11 protein-coding genes, 1 tRNA gene, 1 other RNA gene and 1 pseudogene are annotated in these 15,370 nt (G+C 65.2%); 3 read left to right on the forward strand and 11 right to left on the reverse strand.

Annotated elements, in window-relative coordinates:
* Nucleotides 1–32: 32 nt before the first annotated feature.
* Nucleotides 33–3,908, reverse strand: coding sequence for a phosphoribosylformylglycinamidine synthase (purL, locus tag D573_RS0102990; RefSeq protein WP_018937646.1), 3,876 nt, complete (start codon nucleotides 3,906–3,908; stop codon nucleotides 33–35).
* A 133-nt stretch (nucleotides 3,909–4,041) separates the two neighbouring features.
* Between purL and ssrA the strand changes: the two genes are divergently transcribed.
* Together ssrA and D573_RS0102995 are read left to right on the forward strand one after the other, a co-directional pair.
* Nucleotides 4,042–4,402: a transfer-messenger RNA gene (gene ssrA / locus D573_RS14040) on the forward strand.
* Between the two features lie 59 nt (nucleotides 4,403–4,461).
* The gene (locus D573_RS0102995; RefSeq protein WP_018937647.1) at nucleotides 4,462–4,881 is read left to right on the forward strand and encodes a secondary thiamine-phosphate synthase enzyme YjbQ; all 420 of its coding nucleotides are present in this window, start codon (nucleotides 4,462–4,464) and stop codon (nucleotides 4,879–4,881) included.
* Between the two features lie 105 nt (nucleotides 4,882–4,986).
* Here the strand turns inward: D573_RS0102995 and D573_RS14745 are convergent, their stop codons facing one another.
* Nucleotides 4,987–5,580 (reverse strand): magnesium transporter, encoded by a 594-nt coding sequence (locus D573_RS14745; protein WP_018937648.1) that lies wholly within the window; start codon nucleotides 5,578–5,580, stop codon nucleotides 4,987–4,989.
* 13 nt (nucleotides 5,581–5,593) lie between these two features.
* Between D573_RS14745 and D573_RS14750 the strand changes: the two genes are divergently transcribed.
* Entirely contained in the window at nucleotides 5,594–5,782 is a 189-nt protein-coding gene (locus tag D573_RS14750; protein ID WP_018937649.1) for a hypothetical protein, read from the forward strand.
* Nucleotides 5,783–5,995: 213 nt separating this feature from the next.
* Here the strand turns inward: D573_RS14750 and D573_RS14755 are convergent.
* The 9 genes and pseudogenes from D573_RS14755 to D573_RS0103040 form a co-directional block, all read right to left on the reverse strand.
* Nucleotides 5,996–6,397 (reverse strand): annotated as a pseudogene (locus D573_RS14755) (magnesium transporter MgtE N-terminal domain-containing protein); the annotation flags it as partial.
* A 224-nt stretch (nucleotides 6,398–6,621) separates the two neighbouring features.
* The gene (rlmM, locus tag D573_RS0103005) at nucleotides 6,622–7,698 is read right to left on the reverse strand and encodes a 23S rRNA (cytidine(2498)-2'-O)-methyltransferase RlmM (RefSeq protein ID WP_018937651.1); all 1,077 of its coding nucleotides are present in this window, start codon (nucleotides 7,696–7,698) and stop codon (nucleotides 6,622–6,624) included.
* 105 nt (nucleotides 7,699–7,803) lie between these two features.
* The gene (gene soxB / locus D573_RS0103010; protein ID WP_018937652.1) at nucleotides 7,804–9,537 is read right to left on the reverse strand and encodes a thiosulfohydrolase SoxB; all 1,734 of its coding nucleotides are present in this window, start codon (nucleotides 9,535–9,537) and stop codon (nucleotides 7,804–7,806) included.
* A 456-nt stretch (nucleotides 9,538–9,993) separates the two neighbouring features.
* The gene (locus tag D573_RS0103015) at nucleotides 9,994–10,998 is read right to left on the reverse strand and encodes a class I fructose-bisphosphate aldolase (RefSeq protein ID WP_018937653.1); all 1,005 of its coding nucleotides are present in this window, start codon (nucleotides 10,996–10,998) and stop codon (nucleotides 9,994–9,996) included.
* Between the two features lie 139 nt (nucleotides 10,999–11,137).
* On the reverse strand, nucleotides 11,138–12,325 hold the full coding sequence (locus tag D573_RS0103020; RefSeq protein WP_018937654.1) for an NAD(P)/FAD-dependent oxidoreductase: 1,188 nt from the start codon (nucleotides 12,323–12,325) through the stop codon (nucleotides 11,138–11,140).
* A 49-nt stretch (nucleotides 12,326–12,374) separates the two neighbouring features.
* Nucleotides 12,375–12,923 carry an RDD family protein gene (locus tag D573_RS0103025; RefSeq protein WP_026287899.1) on the reverse strand — a complete coding sequence of 183 codons (549 nt, stop codon included), beginning with the start codon at nucleotides 12,921–12,923 and terminating at the stop codon, nucleotides 12,375–12,377.
* Nucleotides 12,924–12,972: 49 nt separating this feature from the next.
* A complete protein-coding gene (locus tag D573_RS0103030; RefSeq protein ID WP_018937656.1) occupies nucleotides 12,973–14,538 on the reverse strand; it encodes a phospholipase D family protein in 1,566 nt (521 codons plus the stop codon).
* A 146-nt stretch (nucleotides 14,539–14,684) separates the two neighbouring features.
* Nucleotides 14,685–14,761, reverse strand: a tRNA-Val gene (locus tag D573_RS0103035).
* 267 nt (nucleotides 14,762–15,028) lie between these two features.
* Nucleotides 15,029–15,226 (reverse strand): ribbon-helix-helix domain-containing protein, encoded by a 198-nt coding sequence (locus tag D573_RS0103040; protein WP_018937657.1) that lies wholly within the window; start codon nucleotides 15,224–15,226, stop codon nucleotides 15,029–15,031.
* Between the last annotated feature and the right edge of the window lie 144 nt (nucleotides 15,227–15,370).

A 15,370-nucleotide genomic window follows, 5' to 3' on the forward strand; every position in this document is an offset into this window, starting at 1 on the left:
ACAAATGTTTCCGTTATAGACCATGGTGGGCCTTAGCCGACAAATACCCGGGCATTGCGGAACAGCCGCAACCACGGGCCCTCCTCGCCCCAGTCCGCCGGGTGCCAGCTATGCTGCACACTGCGGAACACCCGTTCTGGATGCGGCATCATGATCAGCGCACGCCCATCCTCGCTGGCGAAGCCGGTGGCCCCGCCGGCAGAACCATTCGGGTTGGCCGGATAAACCGTCGCCGGGGTGTCATCGGCCTCCACGTAGCGCAGGGTGGCCTGATCGTGGACCGGCACACCGTCAGCGTAGCGGGTGCGTCCCTCGCCATGCGAGACCACGACCGGCAACACCGAGCCGGCCATTCCGTCGAGCAGCACGGCCGGGCCCGGCTCGATGCGCACCTGCGACAGGCGCGCTTCGAACTGCTCGGAACGGTTGCGCACAAAGCGCGGCCAGTGATCGGCTCCCGGGATCAGCGGCGCGAGATGCGAAAGCATCTGACAGCCGTTGCAGACCCCCAGCGTGAAGGTCTCGGGACGCTCGAAGAACCCCTGGAAGCCATCCCGCAGAGCCGGATGATTCAGGATGGTCTGCGCCCAGCCGCCGCCGGCACCCAGCACGTCGCCGTAGGAAAACCCGCCGCAGACGGCCATCCCCTGCATCGAGCCCAGATCCTGGCGCCCATCCAGCAGGTCAGTCATGTGCACGTCCACCGGGGCAAACCCGGCGCGCTCGAACGCCGCCGCCATCTCCAGCTGCCCGTTGACCCCCTGCTCGCGCAGGATCGCAATGCGCGGACGTTCGCCGCGCGCGATCATCGGGGCGGCCACATCCTCGGCCGGATCGAAATTCACCCGTGGCTGCAGACCGCCACCGGCATCCACCCGCGCGAGCTCCTCGTCGGCACACTCCGGATCATCGCGCAGCCGCTGCATCCGCGCCGAGGTCTCCTGCCACTGACGCTGCAGACCGGCACGGTCACCGGTGTACAGATCCCGCCCGTCCTGGCGGATGGCGATCTGTTCGTCCTCGCGCAGGCGCGCCACCGGGTGCAGGTGCGCCTCCAGCCCCGCCTCCGCGAAGGCGTCGCGCAGCGCGGACTCGGCACCCGCGGCCATCTGGACCACCGCACCCAGTTCCTCGTTGAACAGCCAGGCCGCTACCGGCTGGCCGCCAGGGATCTCCACATCGAGCCCACAGCGCCCGGCGAAGGCCATCTCCAGCAGGGTCGTGATCAGCCCGCCGTCGGAGCGGTCATGGTAGGCGCGCAACAGGCCGTTGCGGCGCAGGATGCCGATGGCATCGAAGAAGGCGCGCAGGCGGGCCGCATCCACCACGTCCGGGGCGGTCTCGCCGATATGCCCGTAGCCCTGAGCCAGCGCCGAGCCCCCCATGCGCGTGCGGCCTTCGCCCAGATCGATCAGCCACAGCCGGTCATCCGCCGCCGGGTCCGGCTGGGGCGTCAGAGTCCGGCGTGCATCCGCGACCCGGGCAAAGCCCGACACGATCAGCGATACCGGCGCGTGCATGTGCCGCGCCTGCCCGTCCTCGGTCTCCCATACCGTGCGCATGGACAGCGAGTCCTTGCCCACCGGGATCGAAATCCCCAGCGCCGGACACAGGTCCTCGGCAATGGCGCGCACGGTGTCGAACAGGTTGGCGTCCTCGCCCGGTACCCCGGCGGCGGCCATCCAGTTGGCCGAAAGGCGAATCGCATCCGTGCCATCGATATCGGCCCCGGCCAGGTTGGTCACCACCTCGCCGATCGCCATGCGCCCGGAGGCCGGCGCCGACAGGATCGCGAGCGGCGTGCGCTCGCCCATGGCCATCGCCTCGCCGGTATACCCATCGAAATCCGTCAGCGTGACGGCGCAGTCCGCCACCGGCACCTGCCAGGGACCGACCATCTGATCGCGCGCGACCAGCCCCCCCACGCTGCGATCCCCGATCGTGATCAGGAAGTGCTTGGCCGCGACGGAGGGCATGTGCAGCACGCGCTCCAGCGCCTCCGCCAACGGACAGGCCTCGGGGTCGAAGTCCGTCACCGGTGGCATCTGGCGGCGGTCCTCGCGGGTCATCAACGGCATCTTGCCCAGCAACATGCCCATGGGCATGTCCACCGGTGGCTCGTGGAACAGGTCGTCCTCGACCTTCAGGTGCCCCTCGTCCGTGGCCTCGCCCACTACCGCGAACGGGGCGCGCTCGCGCGCCGCCAGGGTGCGGAAGGTCTCCAGGTGTTCGCGGGCAATCGCCAGCACATAGCGTTCCTGCGCCTCGTTGCACCACAGCTCCATCGGCGAAAGCCCCGGCTCCGCCGAAGGCAGGTCGCGCAGCTGGATCACCCCGCCACGCCCGGCGTCGTCCAGGATCTCCGGGATGGCGTTGGACAACCCGCCCGCACCCACATCGTGGATCGACAGGATGGGATTGCCGGCCCCCAGGGCCGTGCAGCGGTCGATCACTTCCTGGCAGCGCCGCTCCATCTCCGGGTTGCCGCGCTGCACCGAGGCAAAGTCCAGTTGCTCCGAACTCGCCCCGCTCGCCATGGACGAGGCCGCCCCGCCGCCCAGCCCGATCAGCATCGCCGGGCCGCCCAGGACCACGATCGGGGTACCGGCCGGCACATCCTGCTTGTGCACATGCTCGCTGCGGATCGACCCGACCCCACCGGCCAGCATGATCGGCTTGTGATAGCCGTACAGGGTCTCGCCGCCCGCGGCATCCGGCAGCGCCATCTCCAGGGTGCGGAAGTAACCGGCCAGCGCCGGCCGCCCGAACTCGTTATTGAACGCGGCCGCGCCGATCGGACCGTCCAGCATGATCTGGCGCGCGCTCTCGATCCGGCCCGGGCGACCAAAATCCCGCTCCCAGGGCTGCTCGAAGCCGGGAATCCGCAGGTTGGACACGGAGAACCCGGTCAGTCCCGCCTTGGGCTTGGACCCCTGCCCCGTCGCGCCCTCGTCGCGGATCTCGCCGCCGGAGCCAGTGGCGGCGCCGGGAAACGGTGATATCGCGGTCGGATGGTTGTGGGTCTCGACCTTCATCAGGATCGCCAGATCCAGCGACTCGCGACGATACTCGCCGGTAATCGCATCCGGCATCAGGCGCGTCCCTTGATGCCCGGCGATCACCGATGCGTTGTCGCTGTAGGCGGACAACACACCCTCGGGATGGCGCGCATGGGTCTGGCGAATCATCCCGAACAGCGTGCGACCGTCCGCCTTGCCGTCCAGCACCCAGGCGGCATTGAAGATCTTGTGCCGGCAGTGTTCCGAGTTGGCCTGCGCGAACATCATCAGTTCGGCATCGGTCGGCGCGCGCCCCAGCGCGGAGAACCCATCGGCCAGGTAATCGATCTCGTCCGGGGATAGCGCCAGGCCAAGTTCGCCATTGGCGCGCTCCAGCGCCGCGCGGGCGTCTTCGCCCAGCTCCACACGCCCCAGCGACCGTGGCGTCTCGCTGTGGAAGAGCTGGGCCGCCGCGGCCGGGTCCTCGATCACGGCCTCGGTCATACGATCGTGGAGCGAGTCGGCCAGCGCCTCCAGATCCGCGCTCGCCGCCGCTTCGCCCCCGATCTGCCAGTGGATGCCGCGCTCGATGCGCTCCACCGCGTCTTCCAGTCCAGCATGGTGGGCAATCTCGGTGGCCTTGGACGACCACGGGCTAATCGTGCCAAAGCGCGGAATCACCACCAGTTCGCGCTGCACCGCAAACTCGGGCGCCTCCCAGGCCTCGCCCTCGCGCAGCAGGCGCGCCAGCACCGCCTCCTCGTCCGGACTCAGCCGGCGGCGAGTCTCCACAAAATAGATGAACCGTGCCGCCAGCGGGCCGGCACCCGGTACGCTTGTCCGCAGCCCTGCCTCCAGAGCCCGCAGTCGAAACGGCGAGACCGCCGCGCCCCCTTCCACAACCCGCATTACGCTTCCTCGAAACCGGACGTACCGAAAGCCGCGCATTGTACCGGAGGCGCCTGCCGCGCGGGACCGGTACGGGACCGCAATTGCGCTGGTTGGGGAACTCCCGATGCGTTACCCTGTCCATGTAGTACTTGGGGGCGACATGGCTTCGACGCGGGTCGCGAAACCTGAGGTGCATGCCGAGGCTGTAGTGGACCTCGTTAAAACCGCTGCAAAAAAATAGTTGCCAACGACGACAACTACGCACTCGCCGCTTAAAAACCGGTAGATGCCGTCCGACTGGAGCCGTGCTTATGCGTCCAGTATCGGGCGTCGACTCTCATAAGCTCGTGGTGAAGCGCGCCCGGCGTGGATCCATTAAAACTCAACCGGGATCGCCAGCTACATGCCCTGACTGTCGGGTGGTCGCTGGTTAAATTAAAAGACAGAATAAGCATGTAGAGCCGAAGGCGGAGGTCCTGCGGACGCGGGTTCGATTCCCGCCGCCTCCACCAATTTAGATCGACCAATCAAGCGCCTACGGGCGCTTTTTTGTTTGCATTCGAGGAATCGCATGGCCGTCTACCAGGACACCCTGACCCAGCAGACCCGAGGCCGCGGAACCCACAACATCACTACCTCCGTGGAGCACATCGTACGCGCCTCCGGCATTACCACCGGCGCCTGCCACGTCTTCCAGCATCACACCAGCGCCTCCCTGCTCGTCACCGAGAACGCCGATCCCGACGTCCGCCACGATCTGGAGACCCTGATCGCGCGCATGGCCCCGGACGGCGACCCCGCCTACCGCCACGATATGGAAGGCGACGACGACATGGCCGCCCACGCCCGCGCCATGCTCACGCACAACGACCTGACCGTTCCGGTCGGCCAGGGCCGCCTGATCCTCGGCCAGTGGCAGGGCCTGTTCCTCTGGGAACACCGCTACGCCGCCCACACGCGCAAGCTCACGATCACGGTCCAGGGCGAGTAGAACCCGCCTCAACCCCGCTCCACGTGCACCGTAATCCCGGACCTCATCAACGCGTACCCGGATCGGCGAATGCCGCGAGGCCCGGGAAGGCTTGAAACACGAAGCTCAGACCAGAATCAGCAGCGTCGCCAGCCCCAGGAATGACAGGAACCCGACCACGTCGGTGACGGTCGTCAGGATGACCGCTCCGGAAAGAGCGGGGTCCATGCCGAGGCGTTTCAAGGTCAGCGGTATGGTGATCCCGGCCACGTTGGCCACCGTCATGTTGATGATGATCGCCAGCGTGATGATGAGGCTGATCGCCAGGTCCTGGAACCACAAATGGGCCACCAGGCCGACAACCAATGCCCAGATAATCCCGTTGGCCAGGCCGACCCACAGCTCCTTGTTCAAGAGCCACCAGCGATTCGTACCGGCGATTTGACCCATGGCCAGGCCACGGATGACCACGGTCAGGGTCTGGCTCCCGGCAATACCCCCCATGCTGGCCACCACGGGCATGAGTACCGCCAGGGCGACGACCTGCGAGAGCACGGCCTCGAACTGGCCAATGACGTAGGCGGCCAGAAAGGCCGTTGCCAGATTGATGCCGAGCCAGATACCGCGACTGCGAATACTGAACCGGATCGGTGCGAACAGCTCGCCTTCTTCCTTGACCCCGGCCATCCCGAGCAGGGTCGCGTCCGCATTCTCGCGCACGATCTTCCATGATGTGGCTCATGTTCAGCTGACCTACGAGGACGCCTTCGGCGTCTACCACGGGCGCAAACTGCAGTTCCCGGGCCCGCAGGATGGTTGCCGCCTTGCGGATATCCATGGTGTCGAGCAGGCACGTCGGCATGTACATGAAATCGGCAACCGTCCTTTTTTGATGGTTGCGCACGAGGTCGACCAGACGTAGCGAGCCAACGAGGCGGGCATCCTTGTCCGTGACCAGCAATTCCTGCGACTCGCTGTCCAGCGAGTGACTAATGCGTACAAACCGTTGAACGGCCTCGAGTGTTACATCCGGTTTCACATTGGTGGTTTCGGGATCCATGTAACGCCCGACCGCATCGTCATCGTAGCCATGAAGCGTCGTGACATGGTGTCGCACTCCCGCGGCCAGCGTTTCGATCACGGATTCGCGGATCGGATCGTCGATCGTGTCCAGGAGCTCCGCCACCGTTTCCGGTGGAAGATCCTGCGCCAGGGCCGTGACCTCCTCGACCGGCATGTCCGCCATCAAATGTTCGCGGGCATCCGCGCCGACTTCGGCCAATACCTCCCCGCGCTGGTCTTGAGGTATGCAGGACCAGATGCGTTCCCGCTCGCGGAATGGAAACGATTCCAGCAACAAGGCGATGGCCTGTTCGTCCAGCCCTTCCAGGAAATCGCAGACAGCGGCTTGGGAGTCCGATTCGGCGAGCTGCGCCTGCAGGCCAAGCAACAACTCTTCGATCGTGGCGGAACCGTCACTGGCCGGAACCGAAGTCTCCCGTTGCGGATCAGGGGCGTCTTCGGTGGCGGGAGTCATTAGCAGGCCTCTTCAGTCCAGGTGCAGGGGTCCGACCGCAACCCTCTTCTGCGGTCCTGACATATGGTACATGGCCACCGCCCGGCCCGACGGGTGACCGCCAGGGTCGGACCACGGTAACCACCTGACTCCACGTCTTTTATGCCCACAAAAACCGCCCAATGGGACGCTTATTCGTGCAATTTCGGACGCAAAACGGTCGCGTCAGGGCGAGTACATCCAATTCAGCCCCGCTCGACATGCACGGTGATCTCCTCGCGGTCGTGATAGAGCTGTCGCGCCCGCATCCGGTGGGCGATCCGGGCGTCCAGCAGGCGTTCCTCGATGTGGTCGAGGCAGTCGTATACGGTCTGCCAGCGCTGTTTCATCGGCAGCTTGAGATTGAAGATGGCCTCGCGGCACCAGCCGGCCTCCAGCCAGTCCGCCATGCGTGCGGCCACCCGCGAGGGCTTGTCCACGATGTCGCAGACCAGCCAGGTGACTGATTTCGGTGGCACCCAGGAGAAGGCGTCCTCGCGGTGGTGCTCCACCTGGGTGGTTGCCATCAACGGGGCATCCATCGGGCCATTATCTACTGCGTGCACGTACATACCGCGTCGCACCAGCTGCCAGGTCCAGCCGCCCGGAGCCGCGCCCAGGTCCACGGCCTGCATCCCCTGCGCCAGGCGCGCGTCCCAGGCCTCCCGCGGGATGAAGGTGTGCCAGGCCTCCTCCAACTTCAGGGTCGACCGGCTGGGTGCCTCGCGCGGCGAACGCAGGTGCAGGATGCCGCCCGGCCACTCGCTGCGCTCGCCGGGCCGGCTAAGGCCCAGTTGCACGCAGTCGCCGGAATGCCAGAACACATGCAGGCGCAGCCCGCCTGCCTGCGCCCGCAGCACCCCGCGTTTGCGCAGGACGGAGGCCAGCGGGCGTTCCACGGCCTTGATCAACCGGCGCAGGCCCTTGCCCTCGTTGGTATCGGGCATCTCGTGCCAGATGGAATCCACCGGGCACCCGGCTGCAAACGCCTGTTCGATGATGGGCGTCAGCCGATCCGCGCGATCCAGGCCCTCGAGTGCGGGCAACGCCGGAAAGACCTGCCGGGCAAAGATCAATTCCTCGAAGGGTAATGCGCGCGCCAGCCCCTCCACCGTGCAGCCAGCCGGCTCGAAATGGACGTACCCGCTGCCGGGCTGCACCCGCGCAAAACCACCCAGCCCCGCGCGCGCTGCGCGGTCGGTCAGCTCGGCCGTCAGGTCCGCCTCGAAGCCCGCGCGACAATACAGCAGCAGGCCGGAAAAGCCTGATCCGCTCGTTCCCATCCCAGAACCCCTCTCCCACACACAAAAAAGCCGCCGCACACCCGAATGGTGCACGGCGGCTGCGAGACTACCCGGACCGCTTGCGCGGGCCAAGCCAAACGCCGATCAGCGATCCAGGCCAGGATCACCCGCCACGTTCTTCAGCTTCGGCAGGTAGGGCTTGCCGGGGCTGATGGTGTCGCGATCGCGCAGATACCCGGCGACCACATCCCATACCGGATCGGTATCCAGCGGCTCGTGGACATTGGCCCAGCCGGCCACCACGTAGTTCTTGTCCGGGTCCAGCGGCTCGCCATTGATGTGCATGTCGCTGATACGGCTACCCATCGATTCGTGCGGATCGATGGTGTATTCGATGCCCGAGGTTCGCACCATGTCCCCGCCGCGGTGATGGTAGGGATTGGCATTGAAGATCGAGTTGGCCACGTCCTCCAGGGCATTCTTCAGCTGCGCACCGGTCATCTCGTTGCGCTGCGTCTCCGAATAGGTGGTCGCGGTCTGCGTCATCAACTCCTCGAAGGTGATGGGCGAACCCGGCAGGACGCTAATGCCCCAGCGGAAGCCGGGCGACAGGGCCACCTCGGCATCCATTTCCTTGATCATCGCATCCATGATGACCTCGTCGAAGGTACCGTTGAAGTTGCCGCGGCGGTAGAGAACACCGTCGGTTACGGCCAGTTCTTCATTCAGTTTGTCCTCATAGGGCTCGCGCACCGAGCGGATGTGCTCCTCCATCTCGGCATCCGCCTCGATCAGGTTGGAGAACACCGGCAGCAGCGTGAACTTGTAGTCGCGGATGCCGCTGTCGGTCACGTCGAGATCCATCACGCCAAGGAACTTGCCGTTGGAACCGGCATTGGTGACCAGCGTGGTCTCGCCGCCGGCATTCTCGATCTCCATCGCGCCCGGCACCGCGTCATGCGTGTGCCCGCCCATGATGATGTCCACATCGCGCAGGCGACGCGCCATCTCCATGTCGGTGACCATGCCGTTGTGAGACAGGATCGCCACCACCTTGGCGCCCTTCTCGCGGCACTCGTCGATCATGCGCTGCATGTTCTCGTCGCGGATGCCGAAGCTCCAGTCCGGGAACATGTAGTCGGGGTTGGCCACGGATGTATAGGGAAACGCCTGGCCGATCACGGCGACCGGCACGCCATTCATCTCGCGGATGGTATAGGGCTCGAACACCGGGTCGCCCCAGTCGCGATCCTCGATGTTCTGCGCCAGGAACTCGATGTTGTTGGGTTTGAAGTCGTTTTCGATGATCTCCATCACCCGCTCGTCGCCGAAGGTGAACTCCCAGTGGCCGACCATGATGTCCACGCCCAGCAGTTTCTGCGCATCGACCATGTCCTGCCCGTTCGTCCACAGCGAGGTGGCGGAGCCCTGCCAGGTATCGCCACCATCCAGCAGCAGGGAATTCGGGCGATCCGCGCGCAGCTTCTGGACCAGCGTGGACAGATGGGAGAACCCACCCAGACGACCGTACTTCTCGGCCGCATACTTGAAGTCCATATGGGTGACAGCATGCGCCAGCGGCGTGCCCGGCTGGATATCGAAATATTCCAGCATTTCCTTGCCGGCCAGCACCGGCGGCTTGCCCTGCATATCGCCCACGCCGATGTTCACGTCCGGCTCGCGGAAGTGCACCGGTTTCAGCTGCGCATGGCAGTCGGTGTAGTGCAGCAGCGACACGTTGCCGAATTTCGGCAGGTCGTACATGTTTGCATCGGCCGGCTTCCAGGACCCCTTCTCGCCTGCCCAGGCATTCATCGAGAAGCCGGCGGCACTGGCCGCGACCATGGCTTCGAGAAACTCTCTGCGCGTAAGACTCATATGGATCTCCTTGGTGGCTTGGTTTTATCCGGGACGCCAATCGCACCCCTTACCAAGCTCCCGACGCACGGCCACCGCGAATGTTCCCCGGACCGGACGGGGGAATGCGCACAACAACAGCGTATTTTGGCGCTGTTTGATGGAGATCGGGAGGAAAACACGCCATTTCCTGAGTGTTGGCGGATTTCCATCTTTTTGCCAGGCCCGTCACATTTCACACCGGTGCAGACACAAAAAAGCCTGCTATCCGGAGATAACAGGCCAAGACGCGACATACACCGTCGGAAGCAATCGGCCCGCAGCGCACGCTGGGGGATCGTGCATCCCTTGCTGGGCCGAGGATCGGATCCGACGATCTCAGGCTAGTCAGCCTTCCGACGGTCTTTCTTGATCCAGATCAATATATACGCCGATCCATCTGCCGCGCTTGCGCACCGCGGCTGGCAGGCGGCGACCTCAGGCCCCGTACTTTCCCTGGGCCGCCAGCCCGTTGTCCCGGGCGCGCTCGAACACCGTCTGCTGGGCCTTCTCGAAATTGGCGGCGGGATCCTTGCCCCAAAGCTCCATCGCGGCCTGCTGCATGCCACGGCCATAGGAGAAGGACAGCGGCCACGGTGTCCCACCGATCTGGTTCATGGCGTCCAGGTGATTGGTGGCATCGGCGTCGCTCTGCCCGCCCGAGAGGAACACCACCCCCGGCAGGATCGCCGGCACGGCGGATTCCAGGCAGCGCAGGGTCGCATGGGCGACGTCCTCGACACTGGCCTGCTCGGGGCAGTCCTTGCCCGGCAGCACCATGCTGGCCTTGAGGATGGTGCCCTCGAGCAGCACGTGATGCTCGTACAGCGCCCGGAACACGGCCCGCTGGCTCGCCTCGGTCACGCCGTAACAGGTCTCGATGTCATGGTCGCCATCCATCAGGACCTCGGGCTCCACGATCGGCACGATCCCGTGCTCCTGGCACAGTGCGGCATACCGTGCCAGGGCATGCGCATTCGACTCGATGCAGGTATCCGTGGGCATGGTCTCGCCAATGGTGATGACCGCGCGCCATTTGGCGAACCGGGCCCCCATCCGCGCGTACTCCTCGAGCCGCTCGCGCAGCCCGTCCAGGCCCTCGGTCACCTTCTCCCCGGGAAAGCCGGCCAGATCCTTCGCGCCGGTATCGACCTTGATGCCGGGCAGGATGCCGGCCTCGTTCATCACGTCCACGAACGGCCTGCCGTCACGGGTGGACTGGCGAAGCGTCTCGTCATACAGGATCGCGCCCGAGATGTACTCTTTCAGCTTCGGCGTCGTCAGCAACAGCTCGCGGTACGTGCGGCGGTTCTCCTCGGTATTCTCGACACCGACCGCGCCCAGGCGCTTGGCAATCGTCCCGGTGGATTCATCAATGGCGATGATGCCCTTGCCGGGGGCCACCATCGCTTCGGCCGTCTCTACCAACTGATCGATCTTCATGCCTGCTCCTTGCATTTCTGCGTGGGACTGCCTTCGAAGAGTAGTCACCCTCCGCGGGTTCTTCCAACCCGACAGGGAAAACCCCACCACAGTTTCCGGAACAGCACGAAAGGCCGTGTCCACGGCGCATGAAAACCGCTCAGGCGTACTCGCCCGCGGCGTGTCCGGAGGCCCAAGCCCACTGGAAGTTGTGGCCACCCAGGTGCCCGGTTACATCCACCACCTCGCCAATGAAGTAAAGGCCCGGGATCGTCCGGCACTCCATCGTCTTGGATGACAGCGCAGCGGTGTCCACCCCGCCCAGGGTGACTTCCGCCGTGCGATAACCCTCGGTCCCTGCGGGCCACACCGTCCATGGCTGACAAGCGGCCACTACCTGCTCGATATCCCCGTTGCTCAAGTGCTCCAGCGCCCGGTTCTCCACCCACAGCTCGCACCAGCGCTGCGCAACCCGGCGCGTCAGCTGCTCGCCCAGCACACTCTTGAGCTCCAGCTTCGGTCGCTGTTCGCGCAGTTCGCGCAAATGCGCCGCCAGATCAATGCCCGGGAACAGGTCGATCGCCACCGCCTGCCCCTCCTCCCAGTAGGACGACGCCTGCAACACCGCCGGCCCGCTCAATCCCCGATGCGTGAACAGCAGATTTTCGCGAAACCCCATGCCCCCGGCCGTCGTCACCGTATCCAGCGCCACCCCCGACAGCCCCTCCAGCTCCTCCAGGGGCCGCCCGCTCAGGGTAAACGGCACCAGGGCCGGACGGGTTGGCTGCACCGGCAGCCCCAGCGAACGCGCAAGGTCCAGCCCGAATCCGGTGGCCCCCATGCGCGGAATGGAGTACCCCCCCGTGGCAATCACCAGCGACTCGCAGGCAATGGCCTCCGCGCCGGCCTGCAGCCGGTGAGGCGCGCCCATTTCCACATCCGTCACCGGCGTGTCCGTGCGCACCGTGACTCCGGTCGCGGCGCACTCGTCCAGCAGCATCCGCACGATATCCTTCGACGAACGGTCGCAGAACAGCTGGCCCAGCTTCTTCTCGTGGTAGGGAATGCCGTGCTTTTCCACCAGGGCGATGAAGTCCCACTGGCTGTAGCGGCTGAGCGCGGACTTCACGAAATGCGGGTTCGCGGAGATGAAATTCTCCGGCTCGCAGTACATGTTGGTGAAGTTGCAGCGGCCGCCGCCCGACATCAGGATCTTCTTCCCGACCCGGTTGGCGTGATCTATCACCAGCACCCGGCGCCCGCGATCGCCCGCCGTCAGGGCACACATCAGCCCGGCCGCCCCGCCCCCGATCACGACCACATCGAAATGCTTCGCCGCCTCACTCATGGCGCGCGCTGCGGCTCGAACCGGGAGTCGGGCGTCGTCCCTGGCACAATCAGCGCACCCACTCCTTGCGCACCACCAGGGTCTGCGCGATCAGGTCATGCAAGGCCTGCCGACGCTTGGTAAAGGCCACCATGATGTAGCCGATCATCAGGATCAGCCCGGACAGGATGGTCGCGAAATGCCGCCCGGTCGCACGCAGGAACGAGATCCGCTCGCCCTGGAAGTCCACCACCCGCAGCCCGAACACCATCTTGCCCAGCGTCGCCTGGTACTGGGAGCTGTGCATGCCGGCCCAGTACAACCAAGCCACCACGACATTCACCAGAAACCAGGCCGCCTCCCCCGGCGGCACGGGATCATCCGGCCCGCGCGCAGCCAGGGTCTCCGGGCTGATCAGCGCCTGCGCCACGATCTGCGGCACACCGACAATCACCGCATCCAGCAGATAGGCCCCCACGCGCACCCAGAAGCCACCGTAGGCTGCGCGCGCCTCGGGCGGGCCGTCGTCACTACCGACTCCGGCCGCCAGTGGCGCACCACACTGAATACAAAACCGCGCCTCTGGCGGGTTCTGCTTACCACACTGTCCACAATCCATGATGTCTCGCTCTCCCTTTAGGTTGTGCGCTCTCGCCGGGACGGTCCGCCTACAATAACGGCTCGACGGGAAGGATCCGGGTCATCCCGGACACAAACCGACGCCACAGACCGGCCTTGGGCTCCTGGCGGTAGGCATTTCCGGAACCGTCCCGCCATACCAGACCACCTGATGCATCCCGCTCCACCCGGTAGGCCACCTGCGGCCGAATCCCCCGTTGATGCAGCGCGGCCAGCTGCTCCACCAAAACCGGCTCGGACAGGAACACACCGGACTCACTGTTCGTATGCGCCGAGCGCGGGTCCAGGTTGAACGAGCCGACAAAGGCCTCCTCGCGGTCGAAAACCAGCAGCTTGGAATGCAGGCTGGCCTGCGAGGCGTCGATGCCGCGATCGCGCTCCAGGCGCGCCCAGCGCGGCGGCCCGGTCGGACGCAGCTCGAACAGCTCGACGCGTGCATCCAGCAACGCATGTCGCCGTCGCGCATAGCCGGCATGGGTAAAGGCCACATCGTTGGCCGCCAGCGAGTTCGTCAGCACCTGTACACGCACCCCCGACTCGCTCATCCGCGACAGCTGGGCCGTCCCGTCGCGCCCCGGCACAAAGTACGGCGAGACGATCAGCAGTTCCTTCTCCACCCCCAGCAGCCGCTCACCCAGGGCGTCCGCAACGCGCGAACCATCGCCTCGTGCACGCGCCTTGGCCTCGTCATCGACCACGAACTCGGCTTGCGTCGTCCACACATATGCCGCCGGATCGGCAATCGGCTGCGGCACCGGTTGCCCATTCAAGGGTTCCATCTGCATCAGGGGATGGGTGTGATTCTGCGCCAGCCAGGCTCGCAAGGACCCCTGCTGCATTGCCAGGCGCTCCGGCGAACCGTCCTTTCGCGCAACGCGCTCGACTCCGATCGCGCCCGGACTGTTCCAGAATTCCACGAACGACCGGTCGATCTCGCGCACCAGCGGCCCCACCACCACCAGATCCAGATCCGCAAAATTGTAATCGGGGCTCGCCTCGAAGTACTCGTCCCCGACATTGCGCCCGCCCGTAATCGCCAGGCGCCCGTCCACCACCCAGGCCTTGTTGTGCATCCGGTGGTTCAGGTCGCTACCACGAAAAAAGAACTCGGCACTGGCCCGCAGCAGGCCCTCGCGCGTACGGAAGGGATTGAAGATCCGAACCTCAACGTTCGGATGCTGCGCAATCGCGGCCAGCGTCGCGTCCCGCCCACGCGCGTCGACGTCATCCAGGAGCAACGAGACCCGAACGCCACGATCGGCCGCCCCGAGCAATTCGCCCATCAACACCCGTCCGGCAGCATCGTCGCGCCAGATATAGGCCTGCACCTGGATTCGTTCGCGCGCCATGCGCACGCTCATCACCCGCCAGCGGAAGGCTTCAGCCCCCTCGTCCAGCAGCCGGAATCCCGTCTTGCCCTGATCGCGGGCCGGCGCAAATCCTTCCAGCCACTCCGCTAGCGGTCCTTCTGAGGCGGGGGGCTCCAGCGCTTGCCATCCGCGTTCCGGCGCCGGCTGCAACGGCGCACAACCCGCCGCGAGTGCCAGAAACAGCAGCACTGCCAGAAGCCAGGAAAACCGGTACGAATCACGCATGAACAAGCAATCGCCCGACGCGATGCCCCCTTTATCAAATAGCACGCCCGTTGCCAGCCTGACGCCGCGTACGCGCCCTGTCGATACCGACCGCCCAGGCATAAAAAAAGCGAGCCGGGCGGACCCTGACTCGCTTCTTCACAATCTGGTAGGCGCGATTGGACTCGAACCAACGACCCCCACCATGTCAAGGTGGTGCTCTAACCAACTGAGCTACGCGCCTGTCGTCTTCGAGCCGCGTATTCTACCGACTCCCCGCCCGCTGTCAAAGCCTCCGTTAACGCACTGTTTTCTGGGCATCCCTTCGATCCGGACCACCGATAGAACGGGTCGGACAACGGCAAGGCTCCCACCGGCATTCCACCTCCCCGTCAGTGGCTGGGACACTTCTGGGACACAAGTGAGACAGATCTGGGGCAACCTCATTGTCGGCCCAACGAATCTAAGCCTCCGACTTTGAGCACTACCCCACCATCGGGCTGGTCGGAACTTAGCTCGTCGAACCGCGCCCCGTCCCAACACGTTGCTTCTCCAGGAATTCCTCAATGGCCATCCGCACCACGTCCGAGCGAGTCGGAATATTCGCGAATTGATCGCGGAGCTCGCTACGGCAGGTATCAAGCCGCGCGAGCGTTTCGTCGTCCAGACGGATATTCACCTGCTTCTGCTGCGTTCGAGAGGGCTTCATCCGATATCCAATCTGTCTGGTTAAGAGCGAATTATAGGCGCCCCTCCGTATAGCCGTATAGCTCGCTTCCAAAGATCTTGACACCGGCGTATAGCCGCTATACAGTTAAGTCAGGCCGTATAGCGGCTATACATCCGGAGGAAT

This window comes from Thioalkalivibrio sp. AKL9, from assembly GCF_000377825.1.
In the GTDB taxonomy this organism is placed as follows: domain Bacteria; phylum Pseudomonadota; class Gammaproteobacteria; order Ectothiorhodospirales; family Ectothiorhodospiraceae; genus Thioalkalivibrio; species Thioalkalivibrio versutus.